Here is a 16,536-nt window from a genome sequence, read left to right as displayed (position 1 = left end):
TTAAACTAAATTATTCATTTTAACAAAAAAAGAGCAACCTTTAACAGTTGCCCTAACATTATAAAAATATTATTTTTCATCTCTCTTTAATTTTACGCCATACTCTATACTATCTACTCTAGCTTTTTTATAAACCAAAAAAGCTATCGTGATTCCAGCTACTTTAAACTCTTAAGAAAAAGTTTATATATCTTTGTCGCGTTTAAGTTTCACACCATATTCTATGCTATCTACTAAAGCCTGCCAACTGGCTTCGATTATATTTGTGGAAGCTCCTACAGTTCCCCAAGTATTGTGTCCATCTCCCGATTCAATCAGGACTCTAACTTTAGAACCTGTACCATCATTCCCATCTAAGACACGTACCTTATAATCAATCAAGTGAATTTCCTCTAAAGTTGGATAAAATCTGACTAAAGCCTTTCTTAAAGCACTATCAAGAGCATTGACTGGACCATTACCCTCTGCAGCTGTATGGACTTCCTGATCATCAACATGAACTTTAATCGTTGCCTCGGAAACCGGGGCCAACTCTCCCCGCTTTTCAGTAATAATCCTAACTCCTTCTAATTCAAACAACTTTTCATAAGTTCCAGTTGCCTTAGCAACTAATAATTCAAAAGAAGCTTCTGCTCCTTCAAAATGATATCCTTGATGTTCTAACTCTTTTATCTTATCTAACACTTGCCGGAAATCAGTTGTATCGGGATCAATATCAATTCCTAATTCTTGCGCTTTATAAACTAAATTACTCTTCCCTGATAACTCAGAAACTAACACATTCCTTTTATTTCCTACTAATTCCGGCTCAATATGTTCATAGGTATCAGGTTCCTTTAAAATTGCACTAACATGAATTCCGCCTTTATGAGCAAAAGCACTGTCTCCCACATAGGGACTATGAGTTGGTGGATTTAAATTAGCAACTTCACTTACATAACGAGAAACTTCTGTTAACCGCTCTAGTTCTTGCTTAGTAACTAGGTCATAACCATACTTTAATTTTAAATTAGGTATAATAGCAGATAAATTAGCATTACCACATCGTTCTCCAAACCCATTAATTGTTCCCTGAATCTGCTTCACTCCTGCTTCTACTGCTACTAAAGAATTGGCTACAGCTACATCTGAATCATTATGAGCATGAATTGCTAAAGGAGTGGATAACCTTTCTTTAACCTCAGTAATGATTTCTCTAATTTTAAAAGGCATTGTCCCTCCGTTAGTATCACATAAAACTAAAGAATCAGCTCCACCTCTTTCAGCTGCTTGTAACACTTTAAGAGCATATTCAACATTAGCTTTAAAACCAGCAAAGAAATGTTCAGCATCAAAATTAACCTCTAACCCATGGTCTTTTAAATATCTAACTGAACTTTCTACCATCTTTAAATTTTCTGCTAAAGTCGTCTCTAAAGCATCAGTAACATGAAGATCCCAAGCTTTCCCAAAGATAGTTGCTACCTGAACACCACAGTCTAAAATAGCATTTAAATTTTTATCTTCTTTAGCTTTAATATTAGCTCGTCTAGTGCTACCAAAAGCAGCTACTTGAGTACTAGTCAGGTCTAAATCTTGTACTTTTTTAAAGTATTCAATATCCTTAGGATTGGAACCCGGCCAGCCCCCTTCTACATAATCAACACCTAACTCATCCAGCTGTTGAGTGATTTTTAATTTATCCTTGGTTGAATAAGAAATACCTTGGCGCTGGATTCCATCTCGTAAGGTGGTATCATAGATCTGTAACATTACTCCATCACCTCTATTCTAACAAACTACAGATTTGATCTCCTGCTTGCTCTGTAGTCAAATTACCACCCATATCAGGAGTAGTTTGATCCTCTTGTAATGATTTCTGAACAGCATCTTCTATCTGAGCAGCTTCCTCCGGATAACCAAGAATTTCCACCATCATACTGGCTGCTAGTATAGCAGCTAGTGGATTAGCTTTATTCTCGCCTGCAATATCAGGGGCTGAACCATGGACTGGTTCAAACATAGATACTCCCTCGGGATTAATATTACCAGAAACTGCTAGACCCATCCCGCCTTGGATCTCTGCTCCTAAGTCCGTAATAATATCACCAAACATATTACAAGTAACTACTACATCAAAGTCCTCTGGATTACGGACCAACTTCATTGTAATAGCATCAACTAACATATGATCTTGTTCAACTGACTTATACTCTGCTCCTAATTCAGAAAATACTCGTTGCCAAAGGTCATGAGCATAAGTTAAAACATTACTCTTATCACATAACGTTAATTTAGTATCAGGTCCTTGGTCAGCAGCATAATCATAGGCATAACGCGTTACTCGTTCTACTCCTTTATAGGTATTAACCATCTCTTGAGTAGCTACCTCATCTTCAGTATCTTTCTTTAAGAAACCACCTACTCCAGAATATAGTCCTTCTGTATTTTCGCGAATAATCATCATATCAATATCCGCTGGATTCTTATCCTTTAGTGGAGTGAAGCGAGAATCATACAGTCTAATCGGTCTTAAATTAATATACTGATCAAAAGAAAATCTTAGATCAAGCAAAATTCCATGCTCTAAAACACCGGGCTCAACTCGAGGATCACCTACAGCACCTAAATAAATAGCATCAAATTCCTCTAATTCAGCTTTTACTTCATCAGTTATTAATTCACCAGTTTCTAGATAATGATCTGCTCCTAGTGGAAACTCCTTAAATTCAAAATCCAAATCACTAACCTCTTCTAACTTTTCTAATACTTTAACTCCTTGACTAACTACTTCCGGGCCAATCCCATCACCAGGTATTAATGCAATCTTTTCCGTCATTATTACTCACTTCTCCCTTCAATAATAAATTTACAATTTAAAATTGACAATTAACCCCCATTAAAATATTTATATAGATAAACAACTATAAAAAGTTTAAGTTTGAGATTAAGTCTAAGTCAATCATAAAAGCTTATGATTTTACTCAAATCAGACTTAGAATGGTTTTGATTTTTTAATTTTTAATCATTTCTCTAACATAATTCACTAACCCATCTTGATCCATTATCTCCTGCATAAATCCAGGAAACGGTTCCGCTTGATATTCTTCATCTTGCGTTAGGTTTTTAATTGTTCCTGACTCAATATCCACTTTAACTTCATCCTCTTCAGCAATCCCCTCTACAGCAGCTGGACATTCTAAAATTGGTAGTCCAATATTAATTGAATTCCGATAAAAGATCCGAGCAAAAGAATTAGCAATTACACAAGAAACTCCTGCTACTTTAATAGCTAATGGCGCATGTTCCCGAGAACTTCCACAACCAAAATTATCTTCTGCTACAATTAAATCTCCCTCTGACATCTTAGTAGTAAACTCTTCATCTAGATCTTCTAAACAATGTTTAGCTAATTCCTCTGGCTGAGATGTATTTAAATAGCGAGCGGGAATAATCACGTCAGTATCTACATCATCTCCATATTTCCATGCTGTCCCTTTAAATTCCATCCTACATTGCCTCCTTTGGACTAACAATCTTACCTTTGATAGCTGAAGCTGCTGCTACTGCTGGATTTGACAGATAAACTTCACTTTCCGGATGGCCCATTCGACCAACAAAGTTTCGATTAGTTGTAGCAATAGCTCGTTCTCCTTCAGCTAAAATACCCATATGACCACCTAAGCAAGGGCCACAAGTTGGTGTACTAACTGCTGCTCCAGCATCTAAGAAAATATCGACTAAGCCTTCCTTCATTGCCTGCCGATAAATTTCTTGCGTTCCCGGGAAGACAATCAACCGTAAATGATCGGCCTTTTTGTTTCCTTCTAGTACTTCAGCTGCAACTCTTAAATCCTCTAATCGGCCATTAGTACAAGAACCAATCACTGCCTGATCTAACTTAACATCTCCTACTTGACTAATCCCTTTTGTATTCTCCGGCAAATGAGGGAAAGCAACTTGTGGTTCAATTTCACTGACATCATACTCAATTACATCATCATAGTCAGCATCTTGATCACTCTCATAAACTGTATAATCCCTTTGAGCTCGATCCTGAACATACTCTAAAGTAGTCTCATCAGGCTCAATCAAACCACACTTACCTCCAGCCTCAATAGCCATATTCGACATTGTCATTCGATTAGCCATAGAAAAATCTTCAATTACTTCTCCACTAAACTCCATAGCTTTATAAAGAGCCCCATCAACACCGATATCACCAATAGTATATAAAATTAGATCTTTGCCGCTAACCCAGTCTTGTAGTTCTCCGTTGTAAACAAATTTAATTGTTTCGGGCACCTTAAACCAAGCTTCACCATTAGCCATACCTGCTGCCATATCAGTACTACCTACACCAGTACCTAACGCACCTAAAGCACCATAAGTACAAGTGTGAGAATCAGCCCCAATAATAATATCTCCTGGTAAAGCTAATCCTTTCTCTGGTAGTAAACAATGTTCAATCCCCATTTCTCCTAGTTCAAAATAATTAGTAATCTCTTTATCCTGAGCAAAATTCCTAATCATCTTACATTGCTGAGCAGAATTAATATCTTTATTAGGCGCAAAATGATCAGGCACAATAGCTACTCTATCTTGATCAAACACCTGATCTACTCCAATCTTATTAAACTCCTTGATAGCTACTGGAGTAGTTACATCATTTCCTAGTACCAAATCAACTTCTGCAGTAACTAAGTCACCTGGCTTTACCTTATCTTGACCAGCATGATCAGCTAATATCTTTTCTACCATCGTCATTCCCATAACTACTTCCTCCTCGACTTCTTTAATTAATATATAATTTACAGTTAAAACAATAAATCTAAAGATAAAATTATAACTAGATTGATATATTGTGTCACCGCAGGTGACAGAGTCGTCAGCTATCTGCTATGAGCTATCAGCTAACTCAAAACCTTTAAATTCAAAATCTAACCCCTTTAAAACTACTATGTTTTAAGGGTTTGAATTAGTCGTTTTGAATTTGAATTAGCTCACGACACACCCTACAGGTCTAGAAAACAGACCTTCCGTAATAAAAACCATTTGCAGACGGCAGATAGCTGTGGCACAAAAGTGCCACACTATTCTCCAGCAATCTTATTAATAGCATTATTATAGGCTTTAGCACTAGCTTTAATTACATCAGTATCTACTCCACGACCAATAAATATTTCTTCCTGATGCTCTAACTTAACAACAACTTCTCCTAAGGCATCTTTACCACCAGTAACAGCATCAATATTGTAATCATTTAATGTACAATCTAGCCCAGTGATCCGATTAATTGCCTGGTAGATAGCATCTACTGGCCCACCTTCTGAACAAGCTGATTCAGTTATCTCTTCTCCTGCTTTCTCCATCTGCAAAGTAGCTGTAGCTAAGCCAGAGCTGCTAGTTACCTGCAACAGATCAAGCTGATAAACTTGACTAACTTGACTGATTTCATCCTCAATAATTGCTTCTAAATCAAGGCTAGTAAACTCTTCTTTCTTATCAGCTAACTCTTTAAATCTTTTAAAAGCAGAATCTAACTCAACCTGATCTAATTGATAACCTAATTTTTCTAATTTATCCTTAAAAGCATGGCGGCCTGAATGCTTACCTAATACAATATTATTTTTCTCTAACCCAATTGTTTGAGCATCCATAATCTCATAAGTTGTTCGTTCTTCAATTACTCCATGCTGATGAATACCAGATTCATGAGCAAAAGCATTCTTTCCAACAATAGCTTTATTAGGTTGAATAGGCATACCAGTCAAATGACTAACTAACCTACTAATACGAGAAATCTCATCTAACTTGAGAGTTGTTTGCTGATCAAAACGATCATGTCTAGTATTTAAAACTAATGCAATTTCTTCTAAAGCTGTATTACCAGCTCGTTCACCTAAACCATTAACTGCACATTCTACCTGCTGAGCTCCATTTTTAATAGCAGCTAAAGAATTAGCTACTGCTAAACCAAGATCATTGTGACAATGCACACTGATCTCTGCTTGATTAATATTAGGTACATTATCAGTAATATATTTTATAAGTCCCCCAAATTCTTCTGGGGTAGCATAACCTACCGTATCAGGAATATTAACAATTGTTGCTCCAGCATCAATTGTTGCTTCAACAATATCACATAAAAAATCTTTATCCGTTCGAAAAGCATCTTCAGCTGAAAACTCAACATTATTAGTATATGTTTTAGCATACTTTACTGCTTTAACAGCTGACTCTAATACTTCTTGTGGTTTCTTTTGTAATTTATATTCCATATGAACTGGAGAAGTAGCAATAAAGGTATGAATTCTAGGTTTATTAGCCGCCTGTAACGCTTCCCAAGCTCGATCTATATCCTTTTTAGTAGCTCTAGCTAATCCAGCTATTACCGGACCTGAAACTTCTTGAGCTATTTTTTTTACTGCTTTAAAATCCCCTTGAGAAACAACTGGAAATCCAGCTTCAATAACATCAACCTCTAATTCAGCTAATTGCTTAGCAACTTCTACCTTTTCCTTAACATTTAAGCTAACTCCAGGAGATTGTTCACCATCACGTAACGTTGTATCAAAGATCTTGACTCCCATCTACTCCACTCCTTATCTGCTAGTTATAAGTGATGAGTCTTGAGTCATGAGCTAACTAATAGCTCACGACTCATAGCTCACAGCTTTATGTTACTGATTCCTAACTATTCCTCACTCCAATTTATCTTTTCTCTTAACTTCTCTCCTACTTGTTCAATTTGATGATTCTCCGCAATCTCTTTGCGCTTAGAGTAACTAGGTCGGCCAACTTGATTCTCCAACAACCACTGTTTAGCAAACTCTCCTGTCTGGATATTCTCTAACAATTCTTCCATTGCCTCTCTAGACTGTTGGTTAATTATCTGTTCTCCAGCAATTAAGTCACCATACTCAGCAGTATCAGAGATAGAATCTCGCATAGTAGAGATTCCGCCTTCATACATTAAATCAACAATCAACTTCAGTTCATGAAGACACTCAAAATAAGCAATCTCCGGCTGATAACCAGCATCAACTAGAGTCTCAAACCCAGCTGTAACTAATTCAGTTGTTCCTCCACATAAGACAGCTTGCTCCCCAAATAAATCTGTTTCCGTCTCTTCCTGGAAGCTAGTCTCAATAACTCCAGCTCGAGTACCGCCTACACCTTTAGCATGAGCTAAAGCTAAATCCTTAGCTTCTCCTGTAGCATCTTGATAAACAGCAATTAAACATGGCACACCAGAATTTTCCTCATAAACTCTTCTTACTAAATGGCCTGGTCCCTTAGGAGCAACCATATAAACATCTACATCTGCAGGTGGAACAACCTGTTCAAAGTGAATATTAAACCCATGAGAGAAGACAAGAGCATCTCCAGCTTCTAAATTAGGTTTAATCTCAGATTCATAAACTTTCTTTTGCACTTCATCAGGTAATAAAACTTGCACTATATCAGCTTCCTGAGTAGCTTCAGCAGCTGTTACCGGCTCAAAACCATCAGCAACTGCCTGCTGATAACTACTTCCTCCTTTTCTCTGTCCTACAATAACATCTACTCCTGACTCTCTTAGATTTTGAGCTTGGGCATGACCTTGACTTCCATAACCAATAACTGCAACCTTCTTTCCTTCTAAATAACTCAAATCAGCATCTTCTTCATAATACATTTGTACCATATCTACTCAACTCCTCTATTAGTTTTAGTGTACAGTGAACAGTTGACAGTGAACAGTTAAAATCAAATTCTAAATAACTGAACACCATCAAACTGTTTCACATAACAATATTTTAGTTTAAGCTTATCATTTATTTTGTTTTAAGAATTTAACTGTAAACTGTAAATTGTAAACTGTTAATTACTTCTTCCCTCGTCCCATAGCAATCTTACCTGTTCTAACTAACTCTTTAATCCCAAAAGGTTTTAATAATTCTTCAATGGCATTAATCTTACCTTCATCACCAGTAATCTCAACAGTTAGTGAATTAGAAGCTACATCAACAATCTTACCTCTAAAGCTATCAACAATCTGCATAATTTCTGATCTAGTATCAGAATTAGCTTGCACTTTAATTAAGGCTAAACCTCTATCAACTGTTTCATCAGTAGTTAAGTCACTAATTTTGTAAACTACAATTAATTTATTGAGCTGCTTAGTTACCTGTTCTAATTCTTGCTCATCCCCCTTTACTACTAGTGTAATCCGGGAGACATCATCTCTTTCAGTCTTACTAACTGATAAACTATCAATATTAAAACCACGCCGACTAAATAAACCTGCTATCCGGGCCAACACTCCAGATTCATTAGCTACTCTTACAGCTACAGTGTGTTTCATTCTACATCCTCCTTTAAGACCATCTTATCTAAGCTACCTCCGGGGGGCACCATCGGGAACACATTTTCTTCTTCTTCAATTATGAAATCTAACACATAAGCTTCAGGACTATTAAGAGCCTCCTCTAAAGCTGGTCTAATCTCCTCCACCTCAGTAACTCTGCGCCCCTTAATTCCGTAACTAGCAGCTAACTTAGCAAAATCAGGAACTAGCTCCGGACAATCCTGACCGGGAGAAGAACAATCAGGAGGACAAGACTGTTGTTGTCTTAAACAAGTTGCCGAATATCTTTTCTCATAAAACATTTCCTGCCACTGTCTAACCATGCCTAAATACTGGTTATTAAAGATTATAATATTAACTGGCAAATCATTCTTAGCCACTGTAGCCAATTCTTGTACATTCATCTGAAAACTTCCATCACCAGCTAAAACAAAGACAGGCTGTTCCTTATTTCCTACCTGAACCCCTATAGCTGCTGGGAAACCATACCCCATTGTTCCTAAACCACCCGAGGAGAAAAAGCTACCTGGGTTTTTATAATTATAAAATTGAGCCGCCCACATCTGATGTTGCCCAACTTCAGTAGTAATTAATGCCTCTCCCTGTGTTAAATCATCAATAGTCTCAATGATTTGATGGGGCTGTAATTTATCTTTACTTTCTTCTTCTTGCTGGTCTAATTTTCTCCATTCAGCTATTTGGTTGACCCATTCTTGATGCTTTTGTCCTTCTATCTGCGGGTTCAAAGCAGTTAATATCTGCCCAACATCTCCTACAATTGGAATATCAATTGGTACCCTTTTCCCCACTTCAGCAGGGTCTATATCAATATGAATAATTTCAGCATCTTGGGCAAAAGAATCGAGATCCCCTGTTACTCGATCATCAAAGCGCGCTCCTACTGCAATTAATAAATCAGCCTTAGAAACAGCTAAATTAGCTTCTGTAGTGCCATGCATTCCTAACATTCCCAAACTTAAATCATCACGTTCATCGATAGCACCTAAAGCATTTAAAGTTGTGGTTACTGGAATAGAAGCTTTGCTAGCTAATTCTCTTAATTCCTGACTAGCTCCTGAATTAATCACTCCTCCGCCAGCATATAAAACAGGATTTTCAGCCTGATTAATAGCCTCAGCAGCTTCTTCAATCTGTAAATTATGCCCTTCATAATTAGGCTTATAACCTGGTAAATTAACTTCAGCTGGATAATTAAATTCTGCTTCAGCTTGTAATACATCTTTGGGAATATCAATTAATACTGGACCAGGTCGACCACTCCGAGCCAAATGAAAAGCTTCTTTAATAACTCTTGGTAACTCTTCTACATCTTGAACTAAATAATTATGCTTAGTAATAGGAAGACTGATTCCAGTAATATCAGATTCCTGAAAAGCATCTGTTCCAATCATAGAATTAGGTACCTGACCAGTAAAAGCTACCAGCGGTACTGAATCCATATAAGCTGTAGCCAAGCCAGTAACTAAATTTGTTCCTCCCGGTCCTGAGGTAGCAACGCAGACTCCTACCTTCCCAGTAGACCGAGCATATCCATCAGCAGCATGAACGCCTCCTTGTTCGTGATGAGGCATAATGTGTTCAAAATCAGCATCATATAACTGATCATAAATTGGTAACACTGCACCTCCTGGATAGCCAAAGATCGTCTCCACTTCCTCTTGATAAAGCGACTCTACAAACATCTGAGCACCAGTCATTACAGACATTTTTTTCACTCCTTTAACTACTCTACTTCTCCTTTTTCTTTATTAGATAAAAATAAAAGCCCTGAGTAGTAACTCAGAGCTAAAGACTGGATAGAGGAAATTAGGTATACTCCCCCCTAGGTGATCTATCCCAATCTACTCCTTACCTACTCATTACTCTTGTTAACTAATTGATTTTCTTTACTACTTATTACTCATCTACTTTTACTTCAAAAATACTCAATATAATAAAAAAACCTCTCATCTCAATCAACAGTAAAAACTGTTAATTGGGACGAGAGGTCTTCTCACGTGGTACCACCCAAATTTGCCATCCCCTTACGACAATGGCCTCATTAAGTACTCGTATGCTTAAGCATACTTCATACTCCAGCATATGATAACGGATGCTGTCTTCCTAAGTTATATTACTTAGGATTACCGGCGTAGCCTACTTAAAATTGACTTTGGGCTTGCAGCTCGAGGGAGATATTCAATAGACTATTTTATTACTGGCTTACACCAACCCAGCTCGCTGTAAATAAAATAATCCTACCTACTAGACCCCTTCAACACTTTTGATATCATTAACTTGTTGTTAATAAGTATAAAAAACTATAATCAATTTGTCAATATTTTTTCCAGAAAGTCAATTTATTTCAGCTAAACAGTTCCAGGGCGAGAGAAATAATTAATCAAGATCTTGGTTCTCAGCTAACCCAATTCTCTGTAATCTCATTAACTATTTCAGTCCCTATCACTACTTTCCACTTAGTTAGATTGTTGCCCCTAGTATATGCTACTCAACTACAATTGTCAAGAGAATTCAATAAAAGAGTCTTTATTATTTCTGTAAACTATAAATATTTTGGGTTGACAATCCTGAATTAATTCACTATAATATCAATATCAGATCTAGTCTAGGAGGGATACTATGAAGCAAAATTTGTAACTTTAACTCAACCACAACTAAACAACTGGCTAAATTCAGGAATTGTCAATCAACAACTATGTTTTAAATTTAACTGGAGGGATTAATCATGAATAATCAATTAACTACTCAAGATATGGTGTATGCTGCCATCTTTGCTGCTTTAATAAGTGTTTTATCTTATGTATCAGTTCCGATTCCTTTTAGCCCAGTACCAGTTACTGGCCAATCACTAGCTGTTATGTTAGCAGGGACTATTTTAAGTACTAAACGAGCTGGGCTCAGTATGAGCGTCTTTTTACTACTAGGTGCAATTGGATTGCCTGTCTTCTCCCAAGGAAGAGGAGGTATTGGAGTATTTATGGGGCCTAGTGGTGGCTATCTAGTAGGCTATCTAATAGGAGCTATAGTAATTAGTCTGCTTGTCCAGAATAAAAAATCTTATCTGCGAATTGGATTAGCTAATATTAGCGGAGGAATTCTAGTTGTCCATCTATGTGGTATCATCTGGCTCAATATAATTACTAATATGGGCCTCCAGGAAGCATTTATGTCGGGAAGCATCCCTTTTCTGCCAGGGGATTTACTAAAAGCAGCCCTAGCTACTATAATTAGTCTACCTATTATGAACCGCCTAGCAAGAAGATTACAATGAGAGAAGTCTTTATCTAAAACAGCCAAAAAACTCCATAACTAAAATCTCTAGTCAGTGCTGGAGCCAAACTGGATCTTACCACAGTTGAAAAATTCCTCACCTGTACTCAGATTCTCCTTCCCTCAGTCTCTAGATGAAACAAAGCTAGATAACCTGTTGACCATCTAGCTTTTTCTAACTTACCTCGTCCTTCTGATTCAGCAACATTAGCCTCTGTAGCTGATGCTTTCTTTAAAGCTACTTCTAAATATTACTATATATCCATTCAGATAAAAATACTGCCAGAGCTGAATCACCAGCACAAGCTGAACTGCACAAATCTATCTCTGTTACTAAATCAATTTCAGCAGATTTTGTACTAATATTTAGATTAAAATTGATTTTTCAACCTGTAATTTACCAATCTCTTTACACCACTGCTTAATATTTTCTAATGATTATTCTAAATTTAACATAATTATCTACTCCTACTCTTTAAATCTAAGTTTAATATGTATACTTCAAACAAATCATATTAAAAATTTATCCCCCTTTAATAAAGGGGGATATTTTAAAGCTAAAAATTGACAAAGTAGTTTACCAGGATATTATATACTAAGCTTGTTCACTTCTATTTGATCTAAAAGCTCATTTACTAATTCTTTTGAAACAAAACCAGTTTTAGAAAACTGAGTATTAGCTATTCCACAAGCCATACCTAATTTAACAACATCAACTGTCTTTTCTCCAGCATCTAAAGCAACAGCACAACCTGCTATAAAGGAATCTCCAGAACCTACAGTATTTTTAACTTCTACCACAGGAGGCTTAAAGTGATAAATTTGATTATTTATAATAGTAATACAACCATCTTTTCCAAGAGATATAATTGGTAATTCAATTCCTTGTTCTTTAAAATTTAATAAAACTTCTGCATAATCATTTATACTGGAAATTTCTTTATCGATAATTTTCTCAATTTCATCCTCATTTGGCTTTATCATATAAGGAATTGCCTTAAGACCTTCCATAAAATAATCTCCACTAGTATCCAGAATAAATTTTTTCTCTTTCTGTTTAGCAAGTTTAATTAGTTTCTGATAAAAATCGCTTGGAACTCCTTTTGGTAAGCTTCCTGAAGCTACAACCACTTCACATTTATCTAGTAATTTATCATAATATTCTAAAAAGTTTTCTAATTCATCAGAAGATATAGTTGGTCCATTTTCTAAGATTTCTGTTGAAGTAGTATTCTTCTGATCCGTTATATTAATACAGATTCGTGTTTCTCCATTAACATTAATAAATTTACTTTCAATTCCTTGCTTTTTAACTTCCTTATCAATAAATTCACCATTAATTCCACCTAGTAGACCAGAAGCCATTACGAATTCTCCAAGTAAGTTAGCTACCCTTGCTACATTTAAACCTTTACCTCCAGCAGTTGCTATCATTTCTTTAGGTCTAAAAACATTATCTACTGAAAAGTCATCTACAGCATAAAACTTATCTATAGCAGGATTCATGGTAATAGTTAATAGCATATATATTCATCCAATTTATTTACTAATCCATTAGAACCACACATTCTTATTTTCTTCTGAACTGCTTTCTTAACAGCTTCTCTACCTACCCCTAAATACTTACGTGGGTCATTCTCTTGGGGATTGTCAGCAAAACAATTTTGCACAGCTTCTGCCATAGGGATTTTAAGTTCAGTAGCTACATTTACTTTACAAATCCCTCTCTTAATTGCTTCCTGAACACTATCACTTGGTACTCCTGATGCCCCATGTAAAACAAGAGGTAAATCTACTAATTCTTCAATTGCAGATAACCTATCAAAATCTAACTTTGGTTCTCCTTTATATACACCATGAGCAGTTCCAATAGCAACTGCCAAAGTATCAACGCCTGTAGCATCAACAAAATCTTTAGCTTCTTTTGGAACTGTTAAAGTAGCTTCTCTTTCAGCAACTGTAACATCATCTTCGGTTCCACCTATTCTACCTAATTCCGCTTCGACAGTTACCCCAGCAGCACGAGCTACCTTAACAACATCCTTAACTAAGGCAACATTTTCACCATAAGGTAATTCTGCTGCATCAATCATTACTGAAGTATATCCGTTCCTAATAGCTTTAACAATAATTTCGTAAGATGAACAATGATCTAAATGAAGAGCAACAGGAATATTAGCCTTTTCTGCAACTGTCTTGACAATATTCGCAATACATGAAACTCCTGCATGTCTTAAAGTACCAGGAGTAGTAGCTATCATTACTGGTGATTTTTCTTCTTCAGCTCCTGCTATAACACCTTGAACAGTTTCCATATTATGAATATTAAAAGCTGGTATAGCTACACCATTTTCTTGTGCTTTTCTTATAAATGATAAAGGATTTACTAATGACATTTTTATACCTCCATAATAAATATTTTAAAATTGATTATACTTCTAACATCACTTTTCCTTGTACTTTTTGAGCATCAATATCTTCAAAAGCACTCCATATTTCTTTTAATGGAATTACTCTATCCAAAAGTTTTTCTACTTTTATCTGTCCTGTTCCCAAATAATGGGCTCCAAGAGTCCATTCTTTACCAGGGTACGGAGCAGAATAGGACATCCAAGACCCTCTAACTATTAATTCCTTCCTATTCATGCATTCAAATTGCTCTGGAGTAATAGTAAAATCAACATGAGGTGTTCCAATATACATTACACTACCTTTATTTGCAGCAATTTCTAAACATAATAGTTCAGTTTGTGGTACACCTGCAGTTTCAAGAACCATTTCAAATCCATTACCATTTGAGATTTCTTTTACTTGTTCTCTAAAGTCTTCATCTCTTGTATTAATAGCATAATCTGCCCCTAATTCTTTTGCTACTTCTAATTTTTCTTCATCAATATCAAAAACTGTTATTTCTTTAGCTCCCATAATTTTTGCACATTGTAAAGTCAATAGTCCAATTGTACCCATTCCTGTTATAGCAACACTACTCATAGGTTTAAAATCCATTAACAATAAACCGTGTAATGCTACAGTAATAGGTTCTAAAAAAGCCCCTTCCACATAGGATACATTTTCTGGCAACTTCACAGCATTCATTGCAGGTACCTTTACATATTCAGCCCAGGCACCAAACTCTCTAGAACCTATAAATGAATAGTCATCACATAAAGCATAATCACCTTGTAAACAATTTTCACATTCATGACAAGGCTTTAAAGGAGCTACTGTTACCTTATCTCCAGCTTCAAAATCAGCTACATTATTTCCTGTTTCAGCTACTTCACCAGCAAATTCATGACCAAAAACATTAGGATAATAATGAGAAGCATCATCTAAGACCCTTGGCATATCTGAACCACATATTCCACTAGCTTTAACTCTAATCAGAATTTCATCATCATTAATACTAGGCTTCTCTATTTCTTCATATCTTAAATCTCTTTTTCCATGTAAAACAGCTGCTTTCATTAACAATCAGCCTCCTTGATTAAAAAGGCTAGAGAACTTTACTCTAGCCTTTATTCTTATAATTTACTTAAGCTTCAACCTCACTTTGAATTTCACTTAAATTTTCCTCTTCCTTCTTATAATAATTAATAGTGAAGATTATAGAAGCTATATAGATTGTACCTATTACAATTAATCCAATCATATTAGTTGTATCAAATAGTTGGGTTAAAATATAAGTTATTGGACTTCCACCTTGGTCTAAAGAAGCTACTTGACTTGCTCCTTCAGGTAACTTATCAGCTTGTTGAGCAAGAATAGTATGCAATTTTACAGTTTGATTAGAAATCCAGATTGTTCCAAACATAATTACAGAACCAGAAATTAATGTTCTAAATAAATTACCCTTATGAACTCCTACTGCCATTGCTACAAAGAATCCGATAGTAGCTAAGTCTCCAAATGGAAGAACTCTATTTCCAGGAACAATTGCAGCAATTATTAAAGTTAAAGGAACAAATATTAAACTAGCTGCTACAACTTGTGGTTTTCCAAGTAATAAAGCAGGGTCTAATCCTATATAAAATTCCTTTCCACTAAACTTTTCTTGTAATAATTCTTTAGCTGCTTCTGATACAGGCATTAGACCATCCATTATACATTTAACTACTTTAGGCATCAAAACCATAACTGCAGCCATTTTCATACCTAACTGTAAAACACTTTTAAATTCATATCCTGCTAAAGCTCCAATTAATCCTCCTAAAAATAATCCTATAATCATAGGTTCACCAAGTACACCAAATTTTTCTTCGATATTTTCATGATTGATATTAATATCTTTAATTACAGGTATTCTATCAAGTAACCAGTCAATTGGTACAGCAATGGGAGCACAATAAGCTGAAGTTCCATGAGGGATGGTTATGCCCTCTAACCCAAAATAATCTTCTACTACTGGAGCAAACCAATCACCAAGTTTATAGATGATCGCAGCATGGATAGCTACTCCTGCTATTCCCAGTGCAAAACTTCCAGTTGCTATATGAAGCAAAGCACCAGTGAAAGTCATATGCCAAATATTCCAAATATCTACGTTTACTACTTTAGTCCAACCTAGCATTAACATTAATACATTTACACCAACAGCTACTGGAATAGCTAAAGTCCCCACTCTAGAACTCCAAGCCATTGGAGAAGAACCAGGCCATCCAACATCAACTACACTTAAACCAACTCCAAATCTTTCTGCCATATCCTTAGCCGCAGGTCCTAAATTATCTAACATTAAACCTATTACAAGCCCAATTCCAATAAATCCGATTCCAATCATTACCCCAGATTTAAAAGCTTTACCAGGTTTTTGTCCTAATAAAATAGCAAATATAAAAATTACTACTGGTAACATTACAGCTGGACCAAGATCTAATAAGAATTGAATAGCTTCCATATATACTTCACCTTCC

At 35.9% G+C, this 16,536-nt stretch carries 13 protein-coding genes and 1 other annotated feature; of the genes, 1 reads left to right on the top strand and 12 read right to left on the bottom strand.

What is annotated here, in order from left to right; translation table 11 throughout:
- Positions 1–183 precede the first annotated feature (183 nt).
- From cimA to ilvB, 8 genes are all read right to left on the bottom strand, one after another.
- Positions 184–1,752: a citramalate synthase gene (gene cimA / locus ACYQ3D_RS09995; protein WP_459838221.1), complete on the bottom strand. Its 1,569-nt coding sequence runs from the start codon at positions 1,750–1,752 to the stop codon at positions 184–186.
- A 13-nt stretch (positions 1,753–1,765) separates the two neighbouring features.
- A complete protein-coding gene (locus tag ACYQ3D_RS09990; RefSeq protein WP_459838220.1) occupies positions 1,766–2,818 on the bottom strand; it encodes a 3-isopropylmalate dehydrogenase in 1,053 nt (350 codons plus the stop codon).
- Between the two features lie 175 nt (positions 2,819–2,993).
- Positions 2,994–3,488 carry a 3-isopropylmalate dehydratase small subunit gene (leuD, locus tag ACYQ3D_RS09985; protein WP_459838219.1) on the bottom strand — a complete coding sequence of 165 codons (495 nt, stop codon included), beginning with the start codon at positions 3,486–3,488 and terminating at the stop codon, positions 2,994–2,996.
- Between the two features lies 1 nt (position 3,489).
- Positions 3,490–4,752 carry a 3-isopropylmalate dehydratase large subunit gene (leuC, locus tag ACYQ3D_RS09980; protein WP_459838218.1) on the bottom strand — a complete coding sequence of 421 codons (1,263 nt, stop codon included), beginning with the start codon at positions 4,750–4,752 and terminating at the stop codon, positions 3,490–3,492.
- Positions 4,753–5,072: 320 nt separating this feature from the next.
- Positions 5,073–6,572, bottom strand: a complete 1,500-nt coding sequence (locus ACYQ3D_RS09975) for a 2-isopropylmalate synthase (protein WP_459838217.1) — start codon at positions 6,570–6,572, stop codon at positions 5,073–5,075.
- Positions 6,573–6,676: 104 nt separating this feature from the next.
- Positions 6,677–7,669 carry a ketol-acid reductoisomerase gene (gene ilvC, locus ACYQ3D_RS09970; protein WP_459838216.1) on the bottom strand — a complete coding sequence of 331 codons (993 nt, stop codon included), beginning with the start codon at positions 7,667–7,669 and terminating at the stop codon, positions 6,677–6,679.
- A 180-nt stretch (positions 7,670–7,849) separates the two neighbouring features.
- Positions 7,850–8,329, bottom strand: coding sequence for an acetolactate synthase small subunit (gene ilvN, locus ACYQ3D_RS09965; RefSeq protein ID WP_459838215.1), 480 nt, complete (start codon positions 8,327–8,329; stop codon positions 7,850–7,852).
- Positions 8,326–10,059, bottom strand: a complete 1,734-nt coding sequence (gene ilvB, locus ACYQ3D_RS09960; RefSeq protein WP_459838214.1) for a biosynthetic-type acetolactate synthase large subunit — start codon at positions 10,057–10,059, stop codon at positions 8,326–8,328. Before ilvB ends, ilvN begins: the two co-directional genes overlap by 4 nt.
- Before the next feature lie 267 nt (positions 10,060–10,326).
- Positions 10,327–10,620 (bottom strand) — a binding site (T-box leader).
- A gap of 458 nt (positions 10,621–11,078) precedes the next feature.
- Between ilvB and ACYQ3D_RS09955 the strand changes: the two genes are divergently transcribed.
- Positions 11,079–11,624 carry a biotin transporter BioY gene (locus ACYQ3D_RS09955; RefSeq protein ID WP_459838213.1) on the top strand — a complete coding sequence of 182 codons (546 nt, stop codon included), beginning with the start codon at positions 11,079–11,081 and terminating at the stop codon, positions 11,622–11,624.
- 587 nt (positions 11,625–12,211) lie between these two features.
- On the opposite strand, the gene pfkB is transcribed toward ACYQ3D_RS09955, so the two are convergent.
- The 4 genes from pfkB to ACYQ3D_RS09935 all read right to left on the bottom strand — a co-directional run bounded on the left by pfkB (position 12,212) and on the right by ACYQ3D_RS09935 (position 16,520).
- Entirely contained in the window at positions 12,212–13,147 is a 936-nt protein-coding gene (gene pfkB / locus ACYQ3D_RS09950; RefSeq protein WP_459838212.1) for a 1-phosphofructokinase, read from the bottom strand.
- The gene (fba, locus tag ACYQ3D_RS09945) at positions 13,138–14,019 is read right to left on the bottom strand and encodes a class II fructose-1,6-bisphosphate aldolase (protein WP_459838211.1); all 882 of its coding nucleotides are present in this window, start codon (positions 14,017–14,019) and stop codon (positions 13,138–13,140) included. The genes pfkB and fba overlap by 10 nt, the downstream gene beginning before the upstream one ends.
- A 34-nt stretch (positions 14,020–14,053) precedes the next feature.
- Positions 14,054–15,091: a galactitol-1-phosphate 5-dehydrogenase gene (locus ACYQ3D_RS09940; protein WP_459838210.1), complete on the bottom strand. Its 1,038-nt coding sequence runs from the start codon at positions 15,089–15,091 to the stop codon at positions 14,054–14,056.
- Between the two features lie 67 nt (positions 15,092–15,158).
- Positions 15,159–16,520 carry a PTS galactitol transporter subunit IIC gene (locus tag ACYQ3D_RS09935; protein ID WP_459838209.1) on the bottom strand — a complete coding sequence of 454 codons (1,362 nt, stop codon included), beginning with the start codon at positions 16,518–16,520 and terminating at the stop codon, positions 15,159–15,161.
- Positions 16,521–16,536: the final 16 nt, after the last annotated feature.

It is taken from the genome of Halanaerobaculum tunisiense (assembly GCF_054657635.1).
The sequence above is the reverse complement of the archived record's forward strand: the minus strand, read 5'-3'. Positions and strand labels throughout refer to the sequence as shown.